We start from the raw sequence: 26978 nt of genomic DNA on the forward strand, positions 1-26978 counted from the left end.
TACTTTCCTTATTAACGTTAAGCGGAAATTTGTCCGTCTGTACGTTGTTTCTTGAATTTTTGTTTTCGACCGTGTAATCCATAATATAGAAGTAAAGTGAACGCAACGATAATAGCTGCGATAAAATACATATTATGATAACTTGATTTCGCTGCGACAATACCTAAAATGAAAGAACCAAAGCCAATACCACTATCAAAGAATGAGAAGTACGTAGCTGTCGCAGAACCACGTCGATGATTTGGCGCCGCAGAAATTGCAATCGTTTGGAAACTTGGAATTAATGTTCCATAACCTAAACCGATTAATACACCTGCGCTTAGGAACCAAAATGGAGTTTGCGCTTGACTTAATGCGAACATCCCAATTGTGAAAATAATAATAGCTGGATAAACAAGTACGTTTTCGCCGTAGCGGTCAAAAATCTTTCCTGTAAATGGACGAGAAATTACAACAACAAGTGCGTATACAATGAAGAAATAACTTGCAATATCGGCTAAACCGAGCTCTTTCGCATATATAGGAATAAAGGATAAAATACCACTATAAGAAAAGGCTAAAACAAATCCTGTCAGAGCGATTGGAATAGAAGATGGTTCAATTAAATCTTTCCACTTCATTTTTTCTCGTTTTTGTTTTTTCACTGGTGCTTCATGTGGAATATTTACAAGTAATCCTAATAAAAATGCAAGTAATGAAAATACGGAACAAACGATAAATAGTACAGTAAACGAAAAATGAGAAATAATTGTTAAACCTAAAAAAGGACCAATTACCATCGGCAGACTCATAAATACGCCGAAATAAGCAAGTGCTTCGCCTCGTCTATGAGCTGGCGCAACATCAGTTACAATCGTACCAGTTGCTGTCGTCGCCATCCCAAAGCCAATACCATGTAAGAAGCGAAGGGCAAGTAATAAAAATAAACTTTGCGCACCGAAATACATAACAGTAGCGGCTAAAAATAATGAAAGTGAAATAAATAATATTTTCTTTCTTCCTAAGTCATCGAGCCATTTTCCTGTAAATGGTCTACATAAAACAGAAGAAATAAGAAAAACAGTTGCAACTAAACCAATTTCCTCAGGTCTTCCTTTTAGGCCGTCTATTACATAGACAGGTAAAGTAGTCATAAGCATATAGAATGTTAAAAAGAGAAATAGACTACTAAAACAAGTTCCGAGGAAATCCTTCGTCCAAAGTTTTTCACTTTGCATCGTCATCCCTCCAATTTAATCTAAGTTTTTAATAATTTGTTGTAACACTTGAAATGCTTGATGTAAGTCATCTTCGTTAATACCATCTAGCGTCTTTTCTTCGAAAGTATCCACTTCTTCTTGCCATACTGGAATCATTTTTATAGCTGTTTCGGATAAAGAAATAAGCTTCTCACGGCGATCTTTTCCTTCTGTACGAATAATCCAGCCCATCGTTTCCATACGTGTCAACGTACGAGTCATCGTTGGTGATTCAACATTTAAATACTGGCATAATTCTGTTTGTGTACAAGAACCGGTTTGATTAATGCGAAAAATAACAGCCCACTGCGCACTAAATAACCCAGTTGGAGATACGCGTTCATTAAATTTCTTCGTAAACTTTCGAGAAGTCTGGCTGACGATGTGAAAAAAATGTTGTTTTTCGTCCATATATTTTGATCCTTTCAAATTAGTTACCTAGCTAACTATATCTTTTTTTATTATAGTTGTCTAGTAATAGGCATTTTGTTTTATGTAAAAATTTCGCATAGGTTTTATGTTGAGAACATATATTCTGTGTGTTATTCTTTAATTATATAAAGAATTTTCTTTCTATTAAAAAGAATGGGGGAACTTGTGATGATTAAGCCTGCAACAATGGAGTTTGTTTCACTATCGAATGGAGAAACGATTGCGTATCAGGAAGTTGGAAGGCGAAATACAGAAACTCTCGTACTCATTCACGGGAACATGACATCGTCACAACACTTTGATTTAGTTATCGAAAAGTTGCAAAATCAATACCATATTTACGCTCTTGATTTAAGAGGATTTGGACAATCGACGTATAATAAGTCGATAGATTCATTACAAGACTTCGCAGAAGATGTAAAATTATTTATCGATCAATTAAAGCTAGAGAAGTTTTCGTTAATGGGATGGTCAATGGGCGGTGGTGTTGCGATGCAATTTACAGCGAATCACCCAACTTTTGTAGAAAAGTTAATTTTAGTAGAATCAGTAGGGATGAAAGGCTATCCAATCTTTAAAAAAGATATTAACGGGGAACCGATCGTATCAAGTTTAGTAAAGACGAAAGAAGAAATCGCGCAAGATCCCGTACAAATCGCTCCAGTACTAGATGCGATAAAAAATATGAATAAATTATATTATCGTACAGTGTGGAATCTATTAATATATACACACAATCAGCCGGAACCGGATCGTTATGAGAAGTATTTAGATGATATGTTAACGCAGCGTAATTTCGTAGATGTGAATTATGCGCTCATCACATTTAATATTTCGGATGAACATAATGGTGTGGTAGAGGGAAATAAACAAATTCATCGTATTAAAACTCCTACACTCGTCATACAAGGTGACAGGGATTACGTCGTACCGCAAGTAGTCGGTGAGGAATTAGCAAAACATTTGCCAAATGCAAAGTTGCAGGTGTTAGAAGATTGCGGGCACTCACCGTTTATTGATTGTTTAGATGTATTTATAAATCATGTAGAGAATTGGTTAGAACAGAAATAGTCCCCGAAAGCAAAAGTATTGCATATACTATAACATTTGTAGGTAAAAGGGGAGATTACTAGTGCATCAACCGTTTTTAATTGCGCATTCGCCATATAGTCATCACTTATATGCAAAAATAATGATAAGCCCGATGTATTTGCAAGTTTCACCAGCTGTAGTTCCTTTACAAATACAGCAGCCACCAATCGCTCATTCACATCCGTACTTATATGGCCCTTCATTTTATGAAAATCCATATTTTAAACATTTTCATTACAATGTGAAAGCACAAGTTTGGGAAGGATAAGAAGCTAAAAGGCTCATTCTTTTAGCTTCTTTTTATTGTTAATATTCGTACACGCATTTGAAGAAACCGTTTATAATGAAAAGTGGAAAGCGGGAGAAGGAGAGGGAACAGGATGTCGATGCGTTTTACTTTTTGGATTATGGTTGGGATTGTGGCAATCTCAGGTTTATCACAGGGGATGCTCTTACCTGCCATTGCAATGATTTTTGAACAAGAAGGGGTTAGTTCAAGTATTAATGGTATTCATGCGACGGCATTATACATTGGGATATTAGTTATTTCACCGTTTCTTGAAAAACCGATGCAAAAGTTTGGAATGAAGCCAATTATCGTCATTGGTGGGTTTCTTGTTATTATTTCATTATTCTTTTTTACACAAACATTTTCATTTTGGGTATGGTTTATCCTTAGATTTCTAGTTGGAGTCGGCGATCATATGCTTCATGTTGGAACGCAAACGTGGATTACGACAACATCGGATCCGAGTAAAATAGGTAGACAAGTATCGATATACGGTGTATTCTTCGGAATTGGTTTTGCCGTCGGTCCGTATTTAGCAAGCACTGTTCAGTACGGTCTTGCAACACCATTTATCATATCTACTATACTTTGTTTAATAGGTTGGCTTTTACTACTCCCGACGAAAAATGCATTCCCAGCACAAGATGAAAGAGAAGTGAAGAGTGAATCATCATTTTCTCGTTATAAACAAGTTGTTGGATTAGGGTGGATTGCATTACTGGGACCACTTGCATACGGTGTGCTTGAAGCAATGTTAAATAGTAACTTACCAGTATACGCACTTCGTAAAGGGTGGTCTGTATCGGAAGTTTCCTTCTTATTGCCAGCGTTTGCAGTTGGGGGCATTATTACACAAATTCCTCTCGGTATATTAAGTGATAAATACGGAAGGGACCGTATATTAACGTGGACGTTCAGCATAGGTACGAGCATTTTTCTACTTGCGGCCGTATTTGATCAATATTACTGGATAGTCTTTGCCTGCATGCTGTTAGCTGGTATGGTCATTGGATCTTGCTTCTCTTTAGGACTTGGATTTATGACAGATTTATTACCGAGACACTTACTACCAGCAGGTAATATATTATCTGGAATCGCCTTTAGTTTAGGAAGTATTATGGGGCCTGTATTAGGAGGCGTATTTATAGAAAAAATACAGTATACAAGCTTTTTTATTGCGGTTATGATTATAATAGGGATTCTCGCAATGGTATATATGATCTACATGAAGAATCAATTCGCATCAAGAAAAATAGAAAGTAGGTTAGGGCATGACAAAACAACCTAATAAAAAGAAATTTGAAGTACTCGAAAACGAAACAATTACAGACTGCTTAGCTCGCATGGAACAAGAAGGATACGCCCCGTCTCGTCGTATGGAAGAGCCAATCTTTCATGAAGTGAAGAAAGACGGAAAAACAGTAGTTGAACCGTGTGGTAGAAAAATTGTTTTTGAGGGAAAATTGAAGTAATACAAATAGAACATTTTCTTTATAGTATAAGGCCATCCAATTCGTTCGAGTTGGATGGCTTTTTTTACGACTGGTCAATGGAGGAAAAGGGATTTTAGGAGGGGGATAGAATGAAGAGATATTTTCTGGGAAGAACGAATAAAAATGAGTTGCGCTGTCTTCGTTAGTAAAGGTAGTACTGTGAGACCTTTACTAAATAAAAAAATCTAATAGTAGTCCGAAGAATGCTAAACGTATAGAGTTTTGGAGTTGGGACAGGAACTATAGAGCCGTGACTATAATTCATTTAAATAAGATTGATATGTAAACGTTGTAGAATGAAATTGGCAAATCGAAAATGGTAGTGCGGGTGCTGATACCCGCACTACCATTTTAGCTACAAAGGTGCTACTCATTTGTGAACTAGCATGCTTTTCGGACAAATACTTTTTGTATGCTATTTGTTCGTACTAGCCAAATACAGGAGCATGTGGAATTTTTCGTCTATTACATGATAATCGAAATAAGGTCCTGGATCTGTACAGTAACCGATATTTTCACTTTGCGTAATTTGAAATCCATTGACTGATAAATTTTCTTCTAAGTATTTGGGATACAAAATATGCTCGTTGGAATTTGGATATAAGCCTGAAATGTTTTTCAAGGATTTGGCCGAGCTATCATAATACGAGTATCCGCCGACAATTGTTGAACTGTTATGTAAATAGTTTTTTAGAACGTGAATGGGGAATTGCGGATTGAGCAATGAAAAATCAGTTACTGAAAAACTATCTACAAAAACATCGATGCTAAGCGGTTTCAATGGCAAATTTAAATCGGAATTCAAAATATAAAGGACGCGTGGCTTCGGATTCATACGCTCAATTCTGTTTCGAACCTTCTTGAGCATCTCAAGTGAATAGCCACTGAATACATAGGATGCGCTCGTTTCAAGAACATCGATATATTTAGGTAGTGACACGAAAGCGTCAACGTTTGTTTCCACAATTAATTTGTTTTTCAAATCTATATTTTGTAGAACTTTTTGAAATTGAAAATTAATTTTTTCAAATAAGTTAATCATTTTGGGATTAATCTCTTTAATCGTTTCTTTATCGTAAAAATAAGATGGATAAGGAGACGTCTCATACAAGTTCGCGGTAATGATAATACCTTCCTCGATAGCTGCTTCGTATCCACAGGTACAAGTTAAACTTCCCGTGTGAATGTAAACTTTTTTAATCGTTACATCTTTCATTTCAAGGGGAATTTGGCATTTCGGACAATAGAGCAGATTTACAAAGTCAAGCGGGATTCCTGTAATATTCTCTTCTTTGGATGAAGGCGAACTGGTTTGAACCGCCTTTTCAATCAATTGGATAGCTTTTGATATGTCTTCTTTTTTTTGGGTCAGTTCGTTCTTTTTATCAGTGAGCAAGTTGTTGTAGTAGTCGATATCCTCATGGTCCGAGAAGCTTGTAACACGCCGATACGATAAAATTCGTTGGATTTCTAACAATGAAAAATGAAATTTTTTCAACTCGGTAATAAAAGCCATGTCGTCGAAACACAATTGGTTCATTTGATACTGGGTGTTTTTTTTGTCTGGTATTAATAATCCAAGTTCAATGTAATAACGAACGGTATCAGTCGTAACATGAAAAAGTTTTGCAAATGCACCAATTTTCATAGATGTGTCCCTCCGATGAAAAAAGTGGAGTTACTCCACTTTTTTCGTAAAATGAATTCAAAAAACTCTTAAATGACTATTGACTTGGAGGAAACTCCAAATCATATTATTAATTCAATAAGAGTGAATATTGCGAATATTTTTGACTGTATTGTAACATACATGTCACGAAAGGAGAAGGATTAGCTATGGAAAAGATGGATCGAATGGATACGCTCTCTCTGTGGACAGCGACTGCAAACAGCTATGATAAAGGAAAACCTCTTGAAGGAAATGAAGAGGCGGATGTTGTCATTATTGGCGCGGGTTTCACAGGTCTTTCTTCTGCATATCATTTGCAAAAATTAGGAAAGAGTGTCATTGTCCTTGAGCAGGAAACAATCGGATATGGCGCAAGCGGTCGCAACGGCGGGATGGTATTGCCGGGCTATAAGTCAACGATGCAGGAGCTTGCTAAAAAGTATGGTGCCGAAGAGGCGAGACAGCTTAACGATCTTTCTCTGCTTAGTGTTGAATTAGTTAAAAACATTATCGACGAGCATCAAATCAACTGTAATTTTAGGAAGACAGGTCACATTGTGGCAGCTTACAAAGCCAAACATTTTGAAGGATTGAAACATGAAAGTGAGTACTTAAACAAAAATTTTGGATATGAATGTAGCGTGCTTAATCGAAGTCAGTTGCATCAAGAAATTGATTCCCCGCAATATTATGGTTGCTTAGTCGACAACTCGAGTTACTCATTCCAACCACTGAACTATGCAATTGGTTTGGGAGAAGCAGCGAAATCAATTGGTGCAAAAATCTTTGAGCATTCGAAAGCATTATCTATTGAGTACGGCCGAAATAGTGTGAAAGTTGTTACAGAAAAAGGTACTGTTACAGCGAAAGACATTATTGTTGCTACAGATGGTTACTCTGGAAAAATCATGGCTGAACTGAATAAAGGCGTACTGCCAATTTCGGCACGCATTATTGCTACTGAACAGCTTTCAGAAACACTTTTGAATAGCGTCATTCCTAAAGATCGCATGGTTTTTGATACGAGTAGTTTCCTTTACTATTTCAGGCGTACACCAGATAATCGAATCGTATTTGGCGGTGGTGATATTCGTCCGAACTTAGGTGATGCCGTTTATCAAAGTGTGTACGATGCTATGGTTAAAATAATGCCAAAACTAGAAGGAAGCAAGATAGATTACAGGTGGGGTGGATTTATCGGTGTGACAATTGATACGTTCCCGGTTATCGGTAAATCTAAAGAAGGTGCATATTTTGCAACTGGTTATACAGGCCACGGCGCGTCTCTCTCAACGTTGTTTGGTAAGTTATTGGCACAATGGATCGTTACGGGGAATGCAGGTGGATATCGATTTGAAAAGGAACGTCTCAAATCATTCCCATTCTATAATCAGAAAACGATGCTGGTCAATATAGCACATATTGGTTTCAAGCTGGTAGATATTATTGCGTAAAGGAGAGGTGTTTATGGAAATAAACATGTTCATTGACGGAAAATGGGTAGAAGCATTATCGGGTGCTAGACGAAATATTATCAATCCTGCAACTGAAGAGGTTATTGCAACGTCCGCTCATGGATCAGCAGATGATGCGAAACTAGCAATAAAGGCGGCTCGTAAAGCGTTTGACAGCGGAATTTGGTCAGATTTATCGGCTGATGAAAGAGCTGATTATCTATATAAGATTGCAGATCGTCTTGAAGAGAAGACAGCTGAAATTGCCCGTTTGGAAACTGCAAATAGCGGTAAGGTTATTCGTGCAACAACCTATGTAGATATTCCAGTATCGGTTCAATGCTTCCGCTATTATGCTGACTTGATTAAAGGTATAAAAAAGGAATCTTACAATCGTGATGATTCTTCAGAAACGATTGTTATTCATGAACCGATTGGTGTTTGTGGACTGATTGTACCTTGGAACTTCCCGCTTATGCTAGCTGTTTGGCAAATTGCTCCTGCACTTGCCGCAGGGAATACAATTGTAATTAAACCTGCTGACGTCACTCCTGTAAGCGTATTCAAGTTATTTGAAATTATCGAAGAGATTGGGCTTCCAGACGGAGTGGCAAACTTAGTGTTGGGACCTGGTTCAAAGGTTGGGAATGAGCTTGCAGAGAGCCATGATGTTGACAAAATTGCCTTTACAGGTGGAACAAAAACAGGTCAAAGTATTATGCGAGCAGCCGCGGGCAATATGAAAAAAATTACACTGGAACTAGGGGGGAAATCTCCACTTATTGTGTTCGACGATGTGGATTTTGAAACTGCTGTCGATAATGCGATGTTTGGTATTTTCCACAACGCTGGGCAAGTTTGTTCAGCTGCATCCCGTTTGCTTGTACAAGAGACCATTTATGATAAGTTTGTTGAAAGATTGGCCGAGCGTGCGAACAAAATTGGAGTTGGAAACGGAGAAAGCGAGAATATCGAAATGGGAGCTCTTACAACCGAGTCTCATATGAATGACGTTTTACATTATATAAAGAGTGGAATGGAAGAAGGTGCAAAATTAGTTTGTGGTGGTAAACGTTTAACAGAAAATGGGCTTGATCGAGGTTTTTTTATCGCACCAACAATCTTTGCTGATGTAAATGCAGATATGCGTATTGTTAAGGAAGAGATTTTTGGACCAGTCCTTGTTGTACAGAAATTTAAAGATGAGGAAGATGCGATCCAAAAAGCGAATGATTCCATTTATGGATTAGCCGGTGCTGTATTTACTGAAGATATGGACCGAGCAAAACGTGTCATTAGTAAATTGCGTGCGGGAATTACTTGGATTAATAGTTATCATCTTGCTTATGTTGAAGGTCCTTGGGGCGGGTATAAGCAAAGTGGAATCGGTAGGGCTTTAGGTGTTGCCGGGCTGGAGCACTTTATGGAAACGAAGCAAATCAATATCCACCAGCATGCCAAGCCTGTAGGTTGGTATGTGAATTAATTGAGCTTAACTTGCTATATAAATTATTTGTAAGGGGATATGCTCATGAAAATAGTGGACAACCGTCCGTCATCGAACATAGAGAAGCCAGAAGGAATGAATAAGTCGGTGGATGATTCAGTGCTCGGAACCAAAAGTATTCCGTTACTATATTTACGGTTTGCTTTGGCAGGAATTATGGCTAATGTAATTCTAGGAGTTGTATCGGTTATTGATGGCTATTTCGTCAGTGGCTTTCAGGAGCTAGAAATCGAAGGAATCGGAATTGGGTTTACGGTCATGGTTATTACCCGTATGATTGGGGTTCTTTTGGGGATAGGAGCCGGAGCGGTCATTTCACTTCGAATGGGGAAAGGGAAGATAGAAGAAGCTAGAAGTATTATGGGACAAACTTTATGGTTTACTCTTTTCCTTTCCACTTTGATAGCTGTACTTGGATTGGTCTTTGAAACTGATATTATGATTCTATTTGGAGCAAGTGATGAAGCACTTCCGTATGCGGTGCAATATAGCCGACTACTATGGATTTCGTTGCCATTAACGATATTGGCCGTTGTATTAAGTATTTTAGCTAATATCGATGAAAAACCTATATTGTCAATGAACAGTTGGTTAGTCGCAGCAGTTGTTGCTGGAGTTATGGAATGGATTATGGTAGTGAAGTACGACATGGGGATGATGGGTTCTTCATGGGCTAATACGATTTCGCAATCGATTCCTGTTCTCTTAATCTTTTATTTCTGGTTTGGTAAAACAAAACTGAAGCCAAAAATGAAAGATGTGATGATTAATCTTAAGAAGATTGGTGAAGTAGTTTGGACGGGGTTTGCATCTTTCTCTAGTCAGTTCATGATGTTTATTGCAATTATTTTCACCAACAATTTACTGCAAAGCTACGGAGGTGGTCTGCACGTTGCAGCTTTCACGATTCAAAATGGTTACATTACAAATCTTCTCGCTTTAGCGGCGCTCGGTGGGATGACAGGGCTTCAACCGATTATTAGTTATAATTACGGTGCAGGCAACCTTGATCGTGTGAAACAAGCAATTAAGATGGGACTCATTTTTACAGTTTCCTTCTTTGTAATTGTGACAGCTATATTAATCATTTTTGCAGATCCAATTGTGTCATTTTTTTCCGGTGGTAATCCTGAATTGCAAAAACTGGGCATTTGGACGACGGTTGTATTCAATTGTTTGTTTACACTTAGTGCAGTTAGCTTGCTTGTCTCTGGTTATTTTGAATCACAGGAGAGAAACTGGTCCGCAACGTTTATTAGTGTTAGCAAAATATTGTTGTTCATGATACCGTTTCTATTTATTTTCCCGAAATTCTGGGGTGTAGAAGGTGTATGGTACGCTGCTCCTGCTGCCGAAATTCCAGGCGTTCTCATTGCCATATACTTTATGAGAAAAGAGTTCAAACGTTTAAAGGTTATCAATGTTAATACAGATACCAATGTTAAAACAGTAGATGTATAGGAACGTATTCCGTCAAAATTATTAATAAGAGAGAGGGTTATCATCATGTTTTTTGCGAAAAAAATTACAGCAGAAGAAGCAGAGCAACTAGGTGCCAACACATGGGAACCATGGGTAGGTGAACCAAATAAAGGAACGTGGCATGTAGAAGAACAGGAAGTTTTCTATGTGACAGACGGTGAAGTGTTTATTACTGTTGATGGAAAAAAGTATCATGTTACAAAGGGCTGGGTTGTTTCCTTGGATAAGGACCTTGTTTGTGAATGGGATTGCCCAGTATTTTTGAAAAAGAATTATAAGATGAACCATGAGATTAATCTGAAATAATGTGAACTGGGGAGTGGACAAATGCTAAGCAGATGACTGCTCCTGCATATGCAATCGATAAGAGTAAGATTAGTAATGTTAGAGAAATGTATATAAATAAGTTTATATACCGTCTAACGAATGCGCTTTCTTTTTTGTGAATGCAATACATACATAGGACGGCTATCTTAAAATTAGGAGGTTTCATCATGGTAGTAACGAAAAATGTACAAACGTTAAAAAATTATATTGGTGGACAATGGATAGAATCTAAAAGTAAACAAGTAGAAGATGTACCAAATCCAGCAACAGGAGAGACTATTGCTCGTGTGCCGCTTTCGACTAAAGAAGATTTGGATAGAGCTGTAGCAACTGCGAAAGAAGCATTCCAAACATGGAAAAAGGTTGCTGTACCTCGGCGTGCTCGGATTCTATTTCGCTACCAACAGCTTTTGATTGAAAAATGGGAGGAGTTAGCGAAACTCGTTACCTTGGAAAATGGAAAAAGTTATAAAGAAGCTTACGGTGAAGTACAGCGAGGGATTGAATGTGTTGAATTTGCAGCAGGTGCACCTACTTTAATGATGGGAGAGCAACTTCCTGATATTGCTACTGGTGTTGAATCAGGGATGTATCGTTATCCAATCGGAGTAATCGCAGGAATAACGCCATTTAACTTTCCGATGATGGTGCCATGCTGGATGTTCCCACTCGCGATTGCATGCGGAAATACGTTTGTATTAAAACCATCTGAAAGAACACCGTTGCTGGCGAATCGCATAGCTGAACTGTTTAAAGAAGCAGGCCTTCCAGATGGAGTACTAAATGTTGTACATGGTGCACATGACGTCGTGAATGGCATTCTTGACAATGAGGATGTGAAGGCTGTATCTTTCGTTGGTTCTCAACCTGTCGCTGAGTATATATATAAAACAGCAGCAGCAAACGGCAAACGTGTACAGGCTCTTGCAGGTGCAAAAAATCATTCGATCGTATTAAAAGATGCGGACCTTAGTTTTGCAGTGAAAGAAATTACAAGTGCTGCCTTCGGTTCAGCGGGTGAAAGATGCATGGCGGCGGCTGTTGTTGTAGTGGAAGAAGACGTTGCAGATGAGCTCGTTAATAGACTGCTTCAAGAGGCGAATGCAATTACGATTGGTAATGGCCTGGAAGAAGATGTTTTCCTTGGTCCCGTTATTCGTGACGGCCATAAAGAGCGTACACTTGGATACATTCAATCTGGTATAGAGCAGGGAGCGACACTTATTCGTGACGGACGTGAAGATGATGCAGCAAACGGTAACGGTTATTTTGTTGGCCCAACGATTTTTGACAATGTGACACAGGAAATGAAAATTTGGCAAGATGAAATCTTCGCACCAGTTCTTTCTATTATACGCGTAAAAGGCTTGATGGAAGCGATTCATGTTGCTAATGCATCACCGTTCGCAAATGGTGCATGCCTATACACCGATAGCGCGAAAGCAATTCGTGAATTCCGTGAAGAAATTGATGCAGGTATGCTTGGGGTCAATCTTGGGGTCCCTGCTCCAATGGCATTCTTCCCATTCTCAGGTTATAAGAAATCCTTCTATGGTGATCTCCATGCAAATGGAAAAGATGGCGTAGAATTTTATACGCGCAAGAAAATGCTTACGGCTCGTTATTGATAGAGTGATAGAAAATCATAAACGGATAGAATGGAGTTGGTGATTGTGCAAGCGACAGAGCAAACACAAAATTTGAAACAAGCAGATGAAAAGTACCTTTGGCATGCAATGAAAGGAGCATCCCCTAATCCAACGAATTTAATTATTACAAAAGCAGAAGGAGCATGGGTGACGGATATTAATGGAAACCGTTATTTAGACGGCATGTCCGGTCTTTGGTGCGTGAATGTTGGGTATGGCCGTAAAGAGCTTGCAAGAGCGGCTTTTGAACAACTGGAAGAAATGCCATATTTTCCTCTGACACAAAGTCATGTTCCTGCTATTAAATTAGCAGAGAAATTGAATGAATGGCTTGATGATGAATACGTTATTTTCTTTTCTAACAGTGGATCGGAAGCAAATGAAACAGCGTTTAAAATTGCTCGTCAATATCATCAGCAAAAAGGTGATCATGGACGCTATAAGTTTATTTCACGCTATCGTGCTTATCATGGTAACTCAATGGGGGCTCTTGCGGCAACAGGACAAGCACAAAGAAAGTATAAATATGAACCACTTGGGCAAGGATTCTTGCATGTAGCACCGCCTGATACGTATCGCAATCCAGAAGATGTTCGTACACTGGCAAGTGCCGATGAAATCGATCGTGTCATGACATGGGAGTTAAGTCAAACAGTAGCCGGCGTAATTATGGAGCCGATTATTACTGGGGGCGGCATTTTGATGCCTCCTGATGAATATATGGCAAAAGTAAAAGAAATTTGCGAGAAGCACGGTGCGTTGCTCATTTGTGATGAAGTAATATGTGGATTTGGGCGGACAGGGAAGCCGTTTGGATTTATGAATTACGGTGTCAAACCAGATATCATTACGATGGCAAAAGGTATTACAAGTGCGTATCTTCCTTTGTCGGCAACAGCAGTTAAACGAGAGATTTATGAGGCGTACGTAGGCAGCGAAGATTATGATCGATTTCGCCATGTGAATACGTTCGGAGGAAACCCTGCAGCTTGCGCCTTAGCTTTGAAAAATTTAGAAATTATGGAGAATGAGAAACTCATTGACCGTTCCAAGGAATTGGGTGAACGACTGTTAGATGAACTAGAGGATGTAAAAGAACATCCAAACGTAGGAGATGTTCGCGGAAAAGGTCTTCTTTTAGGTATTGAACTAGTGGAAGATAAGCAAACAAAAGAACCGGCTTCCATTGAAAAGATGAACAAAGTCATCAATGCTTGTAAAGAAAAAGGTCTAATTATCGGTAAAAATGGTGACACTGTTGCCGGTTACAATAATATTTTGCAACTTGCACCGCCATTAAGCATTACAGAGGAAGACTTTACTTTTATCGTTACAACAATAAAAGAGTGTTTAGCTCAACTTTAATTTGTTAAAAGGCGGAAGATCCTATTGAGAGATGTAACTGTAAATACGGAATGAATTACTCGAAAAGGGTAATTCAGAAAGGGTTGAGTTTATGAAAGCTGATGTTGTCTTGTTAAATGGAGAAGTTATTACAGTCGACCAAAAGAATACAGTAGTCGAAGCTGTGGCAATAAAAAATAATCGTATCGCATTTGTTGGTTCGAATGAGGAGGTTAAGAGTTTTATAGGAGAAAAAACGGATGTAATTGACTTGCAAGGAAAAACGCTTCTTCCTGGATTCATTGATTCCCATCTGCACCTCATTTCTTATGGACAAAATCAGTTGGCTGTCAGTTGTAAAGCTGAACATATTGATTCTATCGAAGCTTTGTTAGATGACCTAAAAAAGAAGGCATTAGAAACGCCAAAAGGTGAATGGATACGTGCTTGGGGCTTTAATGAAACCGCTGTGAAGGAAAAGCGTTATCCAACAATTACTGAGCTGGATGACATTTCAGTTGACCATCCTATTATTATAACTCGTACTTGTCACCACATAAGCGTAGTGAACAGCAAAGCATTAGAAATTGCGCAAATTAACGAGAACACACCGAACACGAGTGGGGGAGTTATTGAAAAGGATCAGGCAGGAAAGTTTACAGGAAGGCTAATTGAAGCAGCAAATATGGAGATGAGTGAAGTTGCAAGTTATAAAGAAAGTGAAATGATGAAGGCTGTGAAAATTGCATCAGATCATTTCGTTGCAGCTGGTATAACGAGTATACATGACGCAGGTGGAGATGGACCTGAGAGCTTTCGTTTACTACAACGAGCTGCGAAGAGTAGGGATATTCGTGTCCGAATATATGCAATGATATGTCAAATAAATAACTCCCATGAATTTGTTAATAAAATGGTCGAAGCTGGTGTGATAACTGGTACCGGAGATGAGAGGTTCAAGGTTGGACCAGCTAAACTGTTTACAGATGGAAGTAGCACTGGACCTACAATTGCAACCCGTGAGTCGTATTCGAGTGATCGTAACAATTATGGCATTCTTTATTATAATGAGGAAGAAATTTATCAAGTGTTAGGCGAAGCACACAAAAAAGGTTATCAAATCACTGTGCATGCACAAGGTGATAAAGCTATTGAAATGTATTTAAATTGTGTAGAAAGGGCGTTAGAGGAATCACCAAGAAAAAATCATCGTCATCGAATCGAGCACGCGGGAATTTCTTCACCAGATTTACAAGAGAGAATGAAAAAACTTGAGATAGTTCCAATTCCAAACCCTCCATTTCCATATGAATTCGGAGAGATATATGTACGGCACTATGGTGATCGTGTTAATCATATGTACGCTGCTCGTGATTATATTGATCGAGGCATCATTGCAGCAGGTAGTTCGGATGCACCAGTTACCGACTATAACCCTTTATTAGGAATTCATGTTGCTGTCAATAGAAAAACGAAGTCTGGAATAGAGGTTGGTGTGAATCAATCTATAAGTGTAATGGAAGCTATTAAACTATACACATGGAATGGCGCTTATGCGAGTTTTGAAGAAGAGATAAAAGGAAGCATAGAGGTCGGAAAGTTGGCGGATTTAGTTATATTAAATGACAGCATTTTAAGTGTGAATCCAAACCGAATTAAAGATTTAAAAGTAGAAATAACTATTATTGATGGTGAAATTATTTATCAAGAAGAACAATCAGTGAAAATTTAATATTTCATCGTTTACATACCACGTAACTCTTGTAATGTTACGTGGTATTTTAGTTTGTTAGTTTTATGGAAATATAACGGTGCCATCGTATAGTCGTTTCATAACAGTATTCATTTACATAATTTTCGATATAGGAAATAACTATTTTTTTCTTTTAACTGTTGTTAATAGTACAGATTAACTTTTTTAATACTTGAGCTACATCATCTTTATCAATTGTACGATAGAGATAACGACTTCCTTTTTCATTTCTCCTAATTGGCTTCTTTATATGAATCGCAGGTGATATTGCTACTTTTTTAATATATTGGTAAAATAAGTTCTTGGGTCTTACTTATTGTGATTCGTATAATGATTGTCGCTCGACTTAAAGAAAATAGGTACAAAAATTTTGCACTATCTAAAGAGGGGACGGCAACGATTCCCTCTTTTTGGAGCCACTCACAAATGTAAAGCAAGAGAAGAGGCTATATCTCCTCTATTGTTTAGATTAACCAGCTACTACAATTGGAAGAGGTATATCAAATTCAATATATGGAGGATGTTGATTGGAATCTAGTCGGCATCCTGGTGGATAATGCTTTTTTAGCAATCTATCAATTCTAATAGAATCGATAGATTGCTAGAAAGTGGAAAATAGTTATCCGTATATTCCGAAGCAGTTGTAACAAAGTGTCCTTCCATAATGAAGTGTAAAACCAAAATACGTTGTTTAAAAAGTTATTTGTTAAAATTGGTTATAAGTAATAGAACAGAAAAGAGGATTACATGTTACATAATTTACAGAGAAGTAAAAATAAATTTTTATTATGTCTTATTTTTTTAGTACTTTTAACCGCTTGTGATAATACAGATGTTAAGTCATCTAAAGCTTCATCACCACCGGCTCAATCAAATACAGATACATCATTAAAAGCACCAAACTGGGTAGAGAAAAGTCCCATTCAACAGTCTCCTAATTTTATTGAAGATAAAAAAGTAAAATCGGTTGTGAATGTAATGGCAACGGGTGATAATTTATATCATGATGCAGTAATTAAAGATGGCAAACAAAAAGACGGTTCATATGATTATCACTATATTTATGAAAATATCAAAAAAGCTGTTCAATCAAGTGATCTTGCTATAGTGAACCAGGAGACTCCAATAGCAGGAAATAATCTAAAAGTACAGGGATATCCGACTTTCAATACACCTGAAGAAGTAGGTCAATCTTTAGTGGACACTGGATTCAATATAGTGACGCAAGCGACAAATCACGCTATGGATATGGGTATTAAAGGTGTTGCGAATACAAGAGAATACTGGAAGAAATATCCGGATGTTATCCCATTAGGCATTAATGAGAATCAAAATGAGCGTAATGAAATAAAAACGATTACAAAAAATGGTATTCGTTTTGCGTTACTAAATTATACATACGGTACGAATGGAATTAAAATTCCAGCTGATAAGTCTTGGGCATTAAATGTAATGGATAAAAAAGCGATCCAAAATGATGTGGAAAAGGCAAAGAGTAGCTCTGATATGGTGATTGTTATGGTGCATTGGGGAGTAGAATATACCTCTACACCTTCAAAGCAACAAAAAGAAGTTGCTCAATATTTAACAGATTTAGGTGTAGATGTAGTAATTGGAAATCATCCACATGTAATTCAACCAATTGAGTGGAAACAAAATAAAGATGGACATGAAACGCTAATCTATTATTCTCTTGGAAATCTTATTTCTGCTCAAGAAAAATTAGAAACATTGGTAGGAGGATTATCTTATATACAATTTGTTAAGTATGAAGATAAAACTTTTGGTATACGACAAGCGGCACTCGTACCGACAGTAACCGACTATGCTGATGGTAAGAAACAATTTAAAATTCAATTTTTAAAAGATTATTCGGATGAAGATTCTAAAAATCATGGGATTAAAAAATTTGTCGGCCCCGTTTCTTTAGAGGATTTCAAGGAGATTCCTAGAGATGTGTTGGGAAATTGGTATAAAGACTAATAAACAAAAAGGGAATGAGATACAATTAAAAAATTTATAATTTTAGCATTGGTATTGGCAATGGGATGGAGCCTTGCTGCTTGTAGTGGAAAGCAAACATCTCAGGAAACTACTAATAATAACGATAAAAATAAAAATGAGATAAATGCGAATAAAAAAGATGTTTTACCTATCTCTGATGTTAATGATTGGAGAATTATTCTTGTAAATAGAGAGCATATGTTATCAAAGGAACTAGGAATTGAATTAACAAGTATTACTCAAAATGCGAAGCCAAATATGAAAATAGATAGTAGAATTGCAACTTCCTATCAGGATATGGTAGCAGCTGCAAAAAAAGAGGGAATCAATCTTTATTTAAGATCAGGTTATCGAGCTATAAAATTACAACAAACTTATTATGATGCTTCAGTTAAAAGCTATAAATCTCAAGGTTTGTCGGATAAAGAGGCTAGTGCTAAAGCATTGGAATATCTTCAGTATCCTGGTGCAAGTGAACATCATACGGGATTAGCGTTAGACATTATTTCAGTTGAATGGCAGAATACGGTAGAAGATTTAAATGCAAAATTTGAAACGACTGATGCATTCAAATGGTTAGATAAGAATGCTGCAGAGTATGGGTTTACTCTCCGCTATCCGAAAGATAAAGAGAATATTACTGGCATTAAGTATGAGCCATGGCATTATCGTTATGTAGGAAAAGAAGTTGCTGTGTATCTAAAAGAAAAAGGGTTAACTTTAGAAGAGTATAGCGAAAAAATTAAGTCAGGCAAGTAAAAATATGCTTTGATTCTATTAAACATTATGCACTGCCACAGGAAAAGGTGGATCTGAGGATGTGTTAACCTTCCGCCTAGTATTGTAAAAACTGTGTATGATAATTTGAGCACGTATGAACCAGTTATCGTGTGAAACGATGTATGTATCAAGAAATTAAATTTATAAAAGAAGCAGTGAAAAAGGATCTGATATTTATATCAGATCCTTTTTCATTCGTAACATAGAATACTTACTTAATTAGGCCTTAAAGACTGCCTGCTTTTCAGGTATTACAATTGAAGAAAAATGCGAAAGCTATTTATAAAATATGGAAATGTTAAAACCCCTTTGATAAAATAGCAATATGCAAAAATAATTATTTGTTAATTCTTAATGTAATGAATATTCATGTTTGTATATACGAATTTAACTACATAATTATTGTAATAAAGGGGGAGAAAGATGTTAGATGAATTGTACAATGCTTTTTTAAATGCGTCTGGTTTTACAGAAAGTGCGAGGAAACGAGATCGGTATGATGATTTACATGATTATTTAAAAGATAAAGAAAGAGAGTTAAAGCAATTCATTCAAGAGGCTGAATCAGCGAAGAGAGATTATGAGAGTAAAAGTAATGGCTTGGAAGCTAATAAAATTCCGGCAGTTGAATTTGAACAAAAACGTCATGAAAAGGATGAAGAATTAAATACATTAGTATCCTATTTTAAAAGTGCATTAAGCGATGTTGGATCTGCAAAAAGTACAGCTTATGCAAAGTATTTGGAATATAAAGCGAAAGCAGAATCGGAGAAAGCGTCAGCATACGCTGCAGCGACCAAAGCTTTTGAAGAAAAGAAAAAGGAAATTGAAAAACTTATCCATTAAGTATACAAAGAATGGAGGGAACGAACATGAGTGGTAAAGAGGTTGAAATTATAGGAAGTAACACTGCAAGTGCCATTTCTTACGCACAAAACATTGAAAATGGTATGAAGGATTCTTTAAACCAAGCGAAAGACTTAAAAGCATATGTCACAGGTGCGAAATGGAATGGAAAAACGCGAGATGCTTTTTTAAGTTATCTTGATTTGATCATTCAATATAATTCAGAAATGGTAGAGGCATTTGAAGGGCATACGAAAGCTTTGAAAGAGTTAGATAAAAGCATTCAAACGTACGGAGATAGATCGGAAGTAAGGGCGATAAAACAATTGTGATGGAGAAACGAGGGATAAAAGAATGGGGAAAGAAATGAGTTTTGCACCTGCTGAATTATATGTTCTCGCAGGTGCAGCTGGGGTTACCGATATATTTGGATTGCCAAACCGTGACGCAATTATTTTACTTGATGCAGAATGTGTCACGAAAGCAACTACGAGTTTAAAAGAAAAAGGCCTACTTACAAGTGAAAACGGAATTACCCCTGCAGCTTTTCAAATAATTGAACTATTAAAGGAATATGAAAATTGTCATGAATACACGAGAATGAATAATGTATTAATTGGCTTTTTAAAAGAGGATAAAGACCGAGTGGCTGTATTAACGGAAATAGAGCCAAATAAAAAATACGAGATCGACTACATACCAAAGCCAGACGTATATTTTTCCTTATTAACACGCATCCCTTTCTTATTGAGAGAACCGAGGGAAATAGAAGATACATTTTTCTCAAAGAGAATGACAGAAGAAGAACAACAAACATTTGAGGAAAAAGATTTATCAAATAAAGATGTTATAGCGATAGAAACGTATACGAGGCCTCGGAGTAATAGAGGAGGAAAATGGGAATGTTTCTTATATTTCACTGAAGGAGAAGATTTCGTTCAAATTGATGTAGAACGTAATCGATATGACTGGGTGAGTCTCTATGCGGTAAATAAGAAATTGTATGACGTGTTAAAAATGCCGTATAAAAAATTAATTGACCCGAGACAATTTTCGTTAGGAGGTATTGAATAATGCAAGTATCAATGGGAGATGGTGGTTCTGGTGGTGGAGAAGAAGTATTAGTTAATTTTCAAGAACTACTTGATATAGTAATGAAATTAGAAGATATATATAAAATCCATGTAGACGTCATTGGAACGAATATTGAGAGTTTATTAAGCAGTGATTTTTATCAAAAAGGTGAAGCGATGAGAGTAATTGAAAAATATCCTGATATATTACACAAAACACTTGAATTGTCTGAACACTATTTGAGGTCGGCGAAAGTTGTAGGAAATGTATGCGTGGAAATGCTTGAAAAGGACGAACAATTACGTGAAAGATTAAGTAAGTTGTAGAAATCACCATACGGCTGGGGGATGAAAACGAAATGGATGTGAAATATAGACCTGAACCATGGCAAAACATGGGAGATGGTATGAATCGAATTACAAAAGATGCACTCATGAAATTACGGGAAGCAAATGAATCATTAAAAAGAATTGATGGAAGAATACGAGATTTAGACTCGGATGGTAGTATACATTTTAACCCAAAAGATCAATCGCAAAAAATCGGGGAATTACTTGATAGTTATACGACATTACAAAAATATTGCGGAGAAGTAGGGCGAGTAGTCTCTGAACATATAGATAAACCTTTTTTAGTAGAAATGGATAAATTCGCTCAAAAAATGAGAGATACATCTATTCTCAGTTTCGAAACAGATAACCGAATTGGCTCCACAACAACGACAGTATTACCAGATGCGCATGCAGGGTACGGAAGTGTACCACAAACAATAAAAACAAAAAAAGATAAAATAACAATAGAAGATATTTTTAAAGATTCACCTGCATTTGATAACGTACTGAGAGAGGAATACAAAGAACTAAAAAAACAAAATCCGGATGCAAAACTAAATTATGAAGAATACAAGAAAGTAGTCCCATCCACACGAGGATTTGAATACAAATCGATAGAAGATGAACAGAAAAAACTAGAAATGGTGCGAGACATAGGAATAGGCGTAGGAATCATCATCACAACAATCCTTTGCCCACCACTCGGGGCCGCTGCCGCAGTAGTATACGGCGCTGTACAAATAAAAAGCGGTATCGACGGAGAAGACTGGGGAACACACCGGAAATTGAGCCAAGAAGAGCGGGTAGGAAACATCATTTTTGGTGGATTAGATGCAATCCCAGTTGTTGGAGCAGTAGGAAAAGGAGTAAAAGCATTCAAAGGCACGAGTGAATTAGCTGATTTAGCGAAATTATTAAAATTCAAAGAAGGAATGCCTGGTTTTAATCCAAATTTGGGTAAAAATGTGGTACAATCGCTTAAGGAAAATAATCTATTAAAAAATTTAAAAATACAAGGCTGGAAAACCGTAGATAAGATTAATGATGCGGACTACTTCATTAAAGGTCTAGTAGCAAAAGGTGCGGACTCCGTATCCCCATTCGTTAAAGGTGTAGAAATAATGCCAGATGGAAGTGTCGTTAGAACTGGAACGAACTATAGCGGGAAATTCCAAGAAGCCCATGATGCCTCAAAGGCGAGTATTCAGAGTAGGATCTCGAATTTGGAGAGTGGTGGGGTTAAGGGTACGGGTGAAGTAAAGAACCTAGATAACGTTCCGCGAATTGATGAAATTGAAGTAAACTTTAATTATAAAACTAAATTCGATTCAGAAGAATTTGCAAGACAGTTAAAGGATCAAGAAAAAGGTATGAATGAATTAACCGTATATGAGTATCAGCAAAATCGGAAGCGATTTATTGATGAAGGTAGAGCAATAGAAGGAAATGCAGCACAACAAGCAGCTCGTGAAAAAGCCTTAAGTAAAAAAATAGAAGAATTATTTGAAAGTGGAATGTCTTGGGAAGAAGCTGAGGGAAAAGCAGCTAGTTGGTTGAAAACACAGGCAGCACTTCATAATCCTGATCAAATAGCAGGGGGAAATCCGTTGCATATTGGTGGTCTGGGGGATAAAAGGATAAATTCTTCACTAGGTAGTCAATGGCGGTATAGAATTGATATTGTTGATGAACAAATCAAGGAATTAGAAAAGAGTTTAACCCTAGAACAACGGAAAAATACGTATTTAAATGTTAAACTTACATATTAAAGGAGGATTGTCAATTGAGTATTTATAGTGATTTTAAAAAAAATAGTAAAGTAGAAGAGTCTACAATAAATAAGTATAAAGAATACCTTCCTAAAGAATTGATTGAAGCATGGAGAATTTATGGCTATGGGACTTTTATGGATGGCTATTTAAAAGTAATAAATCCGGATGATTTTAGTTCTTTAGTAAGTGACACATACTTAAGGAGTAAAGGAACGATTCCTATTTTTACTACATCCCTAGGTGATATTATAATTTTTGAGAAAGATGAAAATCAAGAGTCGTATATAGTTATGATTAACTATCGGAAAGGTAAAACAAAAGTGTTAGCCTCAAAATTCTCCTTGTTTATTAGATTTTTAGAGGAAGAAGCATTTAAACAAAGGGCATTAGGTTGGTTACCTTATCCAGAGGCAATAAAACAATATAATGAACCAGAGTATGAAGAATGTTTTGGTTATACACCTTTACTAGGGCTTGGTGGAGAAGAAAAAGTAGAGAATTTAAAAAAGGTGAAATTGAAGGAACATATTCTAATTATTACTGAGTTTATGGGCCCTGTCCAATAATAGAAGAAGCAAGTGTTTTACTCCTATGCGAATGGATATATAGGATTAGTTTTAATAACTTACACTTACTAATTCATTTGCAGATATGTCAATGTTTGTATTGCTAAAGTTAAATATACAATAATTCATAAAAAGATCAATGAAAATAAAGTATATGTGGTGTGGAGAGAAAAAAATAGAGTGTTTGAAAATACGTACTTCATGATGGTTGTACCGTCATGGAGTATTATGTGCAATGATAGAATAGAAAAAGAATTACGAGCTTAGGCGAGATGACATTTTACTGTGCGACGAATATAAAGACATGGAATGGACATGAAACTAACGGACTCGTACAAACTCGTAAGTTTTAACGTAGTAGTTGTCACGACATACAAAAGGTGTCATACTGTTACTACAAAACTTACAAACTTATGTTACTTAAAAACATATGAACTTAAAGCACTTGATTGTCAATTAAAGGCAACAAGTGCTTTTTTGCGTTTAAGCGTAGAAATTTAAAAGAGCATTATAATTTTATAAGTGTATTAAGTGTTAAATTTTTATTGTTGTTTTATAGATTGTAATGGCTATGTACAGCGTACGACGATAGTAGAGGAAAAAATAAAGGGTTGTATTATTTTTGGAAATCATCGTAAAGTACGTTTTAACGGATGGACGTTATGCACACGTTATCCGCAAAAAACGGGTAAACGTTACAGGGATTGTAATTGCTGTAACGGGAAGGGGCTCAATATGGGAGAGAAAGTAGTTGGTTATGTACGAGTTTCAACGGAAGGACAAGTGCGTGAAGGGTATAGCCTAACGTATCAAGTAGAAGAAATTGAACGGTACTGCATCGAAAATAAACTACAACTGCTTCACATATACGAAGATAAAGGAATCAGCGGAGCGAAAGTAGATGAAGATGGATTAACAGTTGAACGTGAAGGTCTACAAGAGCTATTGTCGGATATGGCATATCATCAAGTGAGCAAAGTTATTGTACTAAATACATCTCGGTTATGGCGCTCTGATATGGCAAAAGTGTTAATACAACGAGAGCTAAAGAAACACAAGGTAGATGTGAAAGCAATTGAACAACCAAATTATAGTATATACACGCATGACCCAAATGACTTTTTAGTAAATGGTATGTTAGAGCTATTAGATCAATATCAACGTCTTGAGATTGCATTAAAGCTAAGTCGAGGCAGAAAGAAGAAAGCAGAACAAGGTGGATATGCGGGGGGCGGTGTGATGTTTGGTTATAGAGTAAAGAAAGAACAAAAGGTGTTAGAAGTAGATACGGAGAAAGCAGTGGTTGTACGTAGACTATTTGAGTTAAGACACTTTTTTAAACATTGGTCGCTGACTCAATTGGCAGAACGACTGAATAGGGAAGGTTATCGTACAGAGAAAGGAAAACAATTTACGAAAGTACAAGTGAAACGCATGTTAGACCGAGAGAGTTTTTATCGAGGGATATATACATACGGGCAAATACAAACAAACGGTAAACATCCAGCAATTATATAATAGTCGTACTTAAAAAAATCACTCATTTTACTATATGTACTTATGAAATTATGAAAATGGATAGGCTTGCGTACCTATGCGCATCGGAAGATGAACGCTCGAACTAAGGTTGCCGACGTTTTTATATATGACTAAATCATTGAATAGAGGGATGAGTTATGCATAATAGACAGAACTATTTGTATGTAGGAGTAGATTTACATAAGGAGCATCATACGGCTGTTATTATTAATTGTTGGCAAGAAAAATTAGGAGAAATACAATTTGATAATAAACCATCTGCATTTTCGAAGTTTTTATTAGAAGTAGAGACATATGTGAGTGCTGGGATAACTGTTGTATTTGGTTTAGAGGATGTTGGTGGTTATGGAAGAGCGTTAGCGAAATATTTAGTAGATCATGAACAAGTAGTGAAAGAAGTAAATCCAGCTTTATCATTTTTAGAGCGAAAAAGCCATGTGACGACACAAAAAAGTGATAGTTGGGATGCGGAATGCGTAGCCCGTATACTAATAAATAAGTTAAATCAATTACCAGATGCAAAGCCAAACGATTTATTTTGGTCGATACAACAACTAGTTTCAAGAAGGAATGCATTAGTAAAAGCACAAAGTGCGTTAAAGAACCAATTACATATTCAATTAAACCACCATTATCCAAGTTATAAAAAGTTTTTCTCAGAGTTAGATGGAAAAACAGCATTAGCATTTTGGCAGCAGTATCCGTCACCCTTTTGTTTAGAGGGTGCGAATATAAAGCAATTAACAGCTTTTTTATTAGATGTTAGCAACAATACATGTTCAGTAAAGAAAGCAAGCGACATATTAAAACTTGTAAAAGAAGATGGACAAACAATGAAAGAGTATCAAGAAACACGAGACTTTTTAGTAAGAAGTATTGTACGGGATATTGAGTTTAAAAAGAAGGAAATGAAATACATCGAAAGAGAATTAAAACGGTTAGTAAATCTACTAGATTATCAATTAGAGACGATGCCGGGAATAGAACTTGTAACGGCATCAGCATTAATTGCAGAAATTGGGGATGTAAGGCGATTTACAAATGCCAATAAATTAGCACGATTTGCGGGGATTGCGCCTGTTTACTTTGGTTCTGGTGGGAAAGGTAAGACACACAAAAGCAAACAAGGAAACAGGGCGCTACACGCTTTATTTTATAATTTAGCAGTACAGCAAGTGCAAGTAGCGAAAGGAAGTAAGTTACCTAGAAACCCAGTGTTTCATGCATACTATCAAAAGAAACTTAAAGAGGGAAAAACAAAAGGACAAGCATTGGTATGTATTATGAGAAGGCTTGTAAACATTGTATATGGCATGATGAAATATAAAACAGCTTATGAGTTGCCAGTAGTGGAAGAAAAAGAAGTAGTTTAATAAGGGTTTACATGGTTTGCTTTTTTATTGTGAGGGTTTAAGATTACAACATAGGGTACGGGTAAAAATCCAGAAATAGTGAAATTTACAGAGGAACAATTATCTACTAAACCCTTATATTCTAGAGATCCTGAAAAATGGCAGAAAAAAGGTGGAAAAATCGAAATTAGTGAGGAAGGAATATGGACTTATATTGATTGGGAGATTCCTCCAAATCGAGTTTATTATCCTGGAGGTTTTCCCGACTTTAAATCTGCTGGGTTGGTAAGACAAGAAGTTCCGATAGGTGAATTTAATAGATATGACATTGATTTTGCTAAGGCTGATGAATTAGCTCCAAATGGACCAAAATTAGATGAAAACACATGGCACCATCATCAAGATTTAACAACAATGCAAGAAGTTAGTAAAGAGATGCACAGAAGATTTCGACATATGGGTGGAATGTCATTAGCTAAGAAGTTAAAAGATTAAATAGGAGTGAAATAAATGAATTTAAATGCTTTTGGTAAAGCAACTGAAGAATCAATTGAAGAATTAGAAGAGTTTTTAGGATTTTTACTTCCGGAAGATTATAAAAAATTTTTAAGTGAATATAACGGAGGGACTTCGAAAGTTAGGTATAGTAAATTTTTTGTTAAAGAATTAAATCAGGAAATCCCTTTAGATGTTTTGTATGGTATAGGTGTAAAAAAAACTTTTGATTTAAGTGAATGCTATGAAGAGTTTGAAGAAGATATGTTACCGACCAGTTTAATCATAGGAGATGATCCGAGTTCAGGGTTAATTGTACTTATTACAGATACTGAAAACCATGGTGTATATTATTGGGATCACTCTTTTTATTTTCCACAGTCTAGTGAAGAAGAAAATACGTATAAAATAGCTGATAGCTTTAAGGATTTTATTAATGGATTGAAGAATCCTTAATTACCAACTTTTATATGTTGTAATTAATAATTT

At 36.5% G+C, this 26978-nt stretch carries 26 protein-coding genes; 23 read left to right on the forward strand and 3 right to left on the reverse strand.

All coding sequences use genetic code 11. From position 1 onward, the window contains the following. Positions 1–17: 17 nt before the first annotated feature. Both JDS81_RS09030 and JDS81_RS09035 read right to left on the reverse strand, forming a co-directional pair. Positions 18–1217: an MFS transporter gene (locus JDS81_RS09030; protein WP_001190344.1), complete on the reverse strand. Its 1200-nt coding sequence runs from the start codon at positions 1215–1217 to the stop codon at positions 18–20. 15 nt (positions 1218–1232) lie between these two features. Further along, on the reverse strand, positions 1233–1649 hold the full coding sequence (locus JDS81_RS09035; RefSeq protein ID WP_000343676.1) for a MarR family winged helix-turn-helix transcriptional regulator: 417 nt from the start codon (positions 1647–1649) through the stop codon (positions 1233–1235). 189 nt (positions 1650–1838) lie between these two features. Here JDS81_RS09035 and phaZ point away from each other — a divergent pair, with 189 nt between their 5' ends. The 4 genes from phaZ (at position 1839) to JDS81_RS09055 (ending at position 4523) form a co-directional block, all read left to right on the forward strand. Continuing rightward, positions 1839–2741 carry an intracellular short-chain-length polyhydroxyalkanoate depolymerase gene (gene phaZ, locus JDS81_RS09040; RefSeq protein WP_097855306.1) on the forward strand — a complete coding sequence of 301 codons (903 nt, stop codon included), beginning with the start codon at positions 1839–1841 and terminating at the stop codon, positions 2739–2741. Positions 2742–2802: 61 nt separating this feature from the next. Then, positions 2803–3030, forward strand: coding sequence for a hypothetical protein (locus JDS81_RS09045; RefSeq protein ID WP_097954621.1), 228 nt, complete (start codon positions 2803–2805; stop codon positions 3028–3030). A 112-nt stretch (positions 3031–3142) separates the two neighbouring features. Then, entirely contained in the window at positions 3143–4339 is a 1197-nt protein-coding gene (locus tag JDS81_RS09050) for an MFS transporter (RefSeq protein ID WP_000062786.1), read from the forward strand. After that, on the forward strand, positions 4323–4523 hold the full coding sequence (locus JDS81_RS09055) for an NETI motif-containing protein (RefSeq protein WP_000166303.1): 201 nt from the start codon (positions 4323–4325) through the stop codon (positions 4521–4523). The genes JDS81_RS09050 and JDS81_RS09055 overlap by 17 nt, the downstream gene beginning before the upstream one ends. Before the next feature lie 436 nt (positions 4524–4959). Here the strand turns inward: JDS81_RS09055 and JDS81_RS09060 are convergent, their stop codons facing one another. After that, positions 4960–6192: a MerR family transcriptional regulator gene (locus tag JDS81_RS09060; RefSeq protein WP_097954620.1), complete on the reverse strand. Its 1233-nt coding sequence runs from the start codon at positions 6190–6192 to the stop codon at positions 4960–4962. A 188-nt stretch (positions 6193–6380) separates the two neighbouring features. On the opposite strand from JDS81_RS09060, the gene JDS81_RS09065 reads away from it, so the two are divergent. From JDS81_RS09065 to JDS81_RS09155, 19 genes are all read left to right on the forward strand, one after another. Further along, positions 6381–7667, forward strand: coding sequence for an NAD(P)/FAD-dependent oxidoreductase (locus JDS81_RS09065; RefSeq protein WP_000413844.1), 1287 nt, complete (start codon positions 6381–6383; stop codon positions 7665–7667). A 13-nt stretch (positions 7668–7680) separates the two neighbouring features. After that, positions 7681–9153 carry an aldehyde dehydrogenase family protein gene (locus JDS81_RS09070; RefSeq protein ID WP_097954619.1) on the forward strand — a complete coding sequence of 491 codons (1473 nt, stop codon included), beginning with the start codon at positions 7681–7683 and terminating at the stop codon, positions 9151–9153. A 45-nt stretch (positions 9154–9198) separates the two neighbouring features. After that, positions 9199–10635 (forward strand): MATE family efflux transporter, encoded by a 1437-nt coding sequence (locus JDS81_RS09075; RefSeq protein ID WP_097954618.1) that lies wholly within the window; start codon positions 9199–9201, stop codon positions 10633–10635. A gap of 45 nt (positions 10636–10680) precedes the next feature. Further along, positions 10681–10962, forward strand: a complete 282-nt coding sequence (locus tag JDS81_RS09080; RefSeq protein ID WP_000464526.1) for a cupin domain-containing protein — start codon at positions 10681–10683, stop codon at positions 10960–10962. Positions 10963–11150: 188 nt separating this feature from the next. Next, positions 11151–12611: a CoA-acylating methylmalonate-semialdehyde dehydrogenase gene (locus JDS81_RS09085; RefSeq protein WP_097954617.1), complete on the forward strand. Its 1461-nt coding sequence runs from the start codon at positions 11151–11153 to the stop codon at positions 12609–12611. Positions 12612–12641: 30 nt separating this feature from the next. Further along, positions 12642–13997, forward strand: coding sequence for an aspartate aminotransferase family protein (locus JDS81_RS09090; RefSeq protein ID WP_173781196.1), 1356 nt, complete (start codon positions 12642–12644; stop codon positions 13995–13997). A 91-nt stretch (positions 13998–14088) separates the two neighbouring features. Beyond that, on the forward strand, positions 14089–15708 hold the full coding sequence (locus JDS81_RS09095) for an amidohydrolase (protein WP_097954616.1): 1620 nt from the start codon (positions 14089–14091) through the stop codon (positions 15706–15708). A gap of 768 nt (positions 15709–16476) precedes the next feature. Next, complete coding sequence (locus tag JDS81_RS09100) at positions 16477–17712, forward strand: CapA family protein (RefSeq protein WP_087970201.1); 1236 nt, start codon at positions 16477–16479, stop codon at positions 17710–17712. Positions 17713–17760: 48 nt separating this feature from the next. Next, the gene (locus JDS81_RS09105; protein ID WP_000241997.1) at positions 17761–18492 is read left to right on the forward strand and encodes a M15 family metallopeptidase; all 732 of its coding nucleotides are present in this window, start codon (positions 17761–17763) and stop codon (positions 18490–18492) included. Between the two features lie 444 nt (positions 18493–18936). Then, positions 18937–19359 (forward strand): hypothetical protein, encoded by a 423-nt coding sequence (locus tag JDS81_RS09110; protein WP_097954615.1) that lies wholly within the window; start codon positions 18937–18939, stop codon positions 19357–19359. Positions 19360–19385: 26 nt separating this feature from the next. Next, the gene (locus tag JDS81_RS09115) at positions 19386–19691 is read left to right on the forward strand and encodes a WXG100 family type VII secretion target (protein WP_000014538.1); all 306 of its coding nucleotides are present in this window, start codon (positions 19386–19388) and stop codon (positions 19689–19691) included. Between the two features lie 22 nt (positions 19692–19713). Continuing rightward, the gene (locus JDS81_RS09120) at positions 19714–20433 is read left to right on the forward strand and encodes a DUF5081 family protein (protein WP_048657060.1); all 720 of its coding nucleotides are present in this window, start codon (positions 19714–19716) and stop codon (positions 20431–20433) included. After that, complete coding sequence (locus JDS81_RS09125; RefSeq protein ID WP_001198195.1) at positions 20433–20759, forward strand: hypothetical protein; 327 nt, start codon at positions 20433–20435, stop codon at positions 20757–20759. The genes JDS81_RS09120 and JDS81_RS09125 overlap by 1 nt, the downstream gene beginning before the upstream one ends. 32 nt (positions 20760–20791) lie before the next feature. Beyond that, complete coding sequence (locus tag JDS81_RS09130; protein ID WP_097954614.1) at positions 20792–22534, forward strand: polymorphic toxin type 15 domain-containing protein; 1743 nt, start codon at positions 20792–20794, stop codon at positions 22532–22534. A 14-nt stretch (positions 22535–22548) separates the two neighbouring features. After that, positions 22549–23103: a T6SS immunity protein Tdi1 domain-containing protein gene (locus JDS81_RS09135; RefSeq protein WP_050821999.1), complete on the forward strand. Its 555-nt coding sequence runs from the start codon at positions 22549–22551 to the stop codon at positions 23101–23103. Between the two features lie 735 nt (positions 23104–23838). After that, positions 23839–24621 carry a recombinase family protein gene (locus tag JDS81_RS09140; RefSeq protein WP_046392896.1) on the forward strand — a complete coding sequence of 261 codons (783 nt, stop codon included), beginning with the start codon at positions 23839–23841 and terminating at the stop codon, positions 24619–24621. A 158-nt stretch (positions 24622–24779) separates the two neighbouring features. After that, positions 24780–26015, forward strand: a complete 1236-nt coding sequence (locus tag JDS81_RS09145) for an IS110 family RNA-guided transposase (protein ID WP_097954613.1) — start codon at positions 24780–24782, stop codon at positions 26013–26015. A 78-nt stretch (positions 26016–26093) separates the two neighbouring features. Next, positions 26094–26489 carry an HNH endonuclease gene (locus JDS81_RS30930; protein WP_179864523.1) on the forward strand — a complete coding sequence of 132 codons (396 nt, stop codon included), beginning with the start codon at positions 26094–26096 and terminating at the stop codon, positions 26487–26489. A 15-nt stretch (positions 26490–26504) separates the two neighbouring features. Continuing rightward, positions 26505–26945, forward strand: coding sequence for an SMI1/KNR4 family protein (locus JDS81_RS09155; RefSeq protein WP_001052204.1), 441 nt, complete (start codon positions 26505–26507; stop codon positions 26943–26945). The last annotated feature ends 33 nt before the right edge of the window (positions 26946–26978 follow it).

Source organism: Bacillus cereus group sp. N31 (assembly GCF_016483245.1).
GTDB lineage: Bacteria > Bacillota > Bacilli > Bacillales > Bacillaceae_G > Bacillus_A > Bacillus_A toyonensis.

What these genes read in the sequence shown, in the direction of transcription:
- JDS81_RS09145 (WP_097954613.1), top strand. Translation starts at nt 24,780, where the DNA reads ATGCATAATAGACAGAACTATTTGTATGTAGGAGTAGATTTACATAAG.
- JDS81_RS09115 (WP_000014538.1), top strand. Translation starts at nt 19,386, where the DNA reads ATGAGTGGTAAAGAGGTTGAAATTATAGGAAGTAACACTGCAAGTGCC.
- JDS81_RS09095 (WP_097954616.1), top strand. Translation starts at nt 14,089, where the DNA reads ATGAAAGCTGATGTTGTCTTGTTAAATGGAGAAGTTATTACAGTCGAC.
- JDS81_RS09065 (WP_000413844.1), top strand. Translation starts at nt 6,381, where the DNA reads ATGGAAAAGATGGATCGAATGGATACGCTCTCTCTGTGGACAGCGACT.
- JDS81_RS09075 (WP_097954618.1), top strand. Translation starts at nt 9,199, where the DNA reads ATGAAAATAGTGGACAACCGTCCGTCATCGAACATAGAGAAGCCAGAA.
- JDS81_RS09050 (WP_000062786.1), top strand. Translation starts at nt 3,143, where the DNA reads ATGTCGATGCGTTTTACTTTTTGGATTATGGTTGGGATTGTGGCAATC.
- JDS81_RS09030 (WP_001190344.1), bottom strand. Translation starts at nt 1,217, where the DNA reads ATGCAAAGTGAAAAACTTTGGACGAAGGATTTCCTCGGAACTTGTTTT.
- JDS81_RS09125 (WP_001198195.1), top strand. Translation starts at nt 20,433, where the DNA reads ATGCAAGTATCAATGGGAGATGGTGGTTCTGGTGGTGGAGAAGAAGTA.
- JDS81_RS09090 (WP_173781196.1), top strand. Translation starts at nt 12,642, where the DNA reads ATGGAGTTGGTGATTGTGCAAGCGACAGAGCAAACACAAAATTTGAAA.
- JDS81_RS09055 (WP_000166303.1), top strand. Translation starts at nt 4,323, where the DNA reads ATGACAAAACAACCTAATAAAAAGAAATTTGAAGTACTCGAAAACGAA.
- JDS81_RS09100 (WP_087970201.1), top strand. Translation starts at nt 16,477, where the DNA reads ATGTTACATAATTTACAGAGAAGTAAAAATAAATTTTTATTATGTCTT.
- JDS81_RS09120 (WP_048657060.1), top strand. Translation starts at nt 19,714, where the DNA reads ATGGGGAAAGAAATGAGTTTTGCACCTGCTGAATTATATGTTCTCGCA.
- JDS81_RS09085 (WP_097954617.1), top strand. Translation starts at nt 11,151, where the DNA reads ATGGTAGTAACGAAAAATGTACAAACGTTAAAAAATTATATTGGTGGA.
- JDS81_RS09140 (WP_046392896.1), top strand. Translation starts at nt 23,839, where the DNA reads ATGGGAGAGAAAGTAGTTGGTTATGTACGAGTTTCAACGGAAGGACAA.
- JDS81_RS09080 (WP_000464526.1), top strand. Translation starts at nt 10,681, where the DNA reads ATGTTTTTTGCGAAAAAAATTACAGCAGAAGAAGCAGAGCAACTAGGT.
- JDS81_RS09070 (WP_097954619.1), top strand. Translation starts at nt 7,681, where the DNA reads ATGGAAATAAACATGTTCATTGACGGAAAATGGGTAGAAGCATTATCG.
- JDS81_RS09155 (WP_001052204.1), top strand. Translation starts at nt 26,505, where the DNA reads ATGAATTTAAATGCTTTTGGTAAAGCAACTGAAGAATCAATTGAAGAA.
- JDS81_RS09110 (WP_097954615.1), top strand. Translation starts at nt 18,937, where the DNA reads ATGTTAGATGAATTGTACAATGCTTTTTTAAATGCGTCTGGTTTTACA.
- JDS81_RS09060 (WP_097954620.1), bottom strand. Translation starts at nt 6,192, where the DNA reads ATGAAAATTGGTGCATTTGCAAAACTTTTTCATGTTACGACTGATACC.
- JDS81_RS09130 (WP_097954614.1), top strand. Translation starts at nt 20,792, where the DNA reads ATGGATGTGAAATATAGACCTGAACCATGGCAAAACATGGGAGATGGT.
- JDS81_RS09035 (WP_000343676.1), bottom strand. Translation starts at nt 1,649, where the DNA reads ATGGACGAAAAACAACATTTTTTTCACATCGTCAGCCAGACTTCTCGA.
- phaZ (WP_097855306.1), top strand. Translation starts at nt 1,839, where the DNA reads ATGATTAAGCCTGCAACAATGGAGTTTGTTTCACTATCGAATGGAGAA.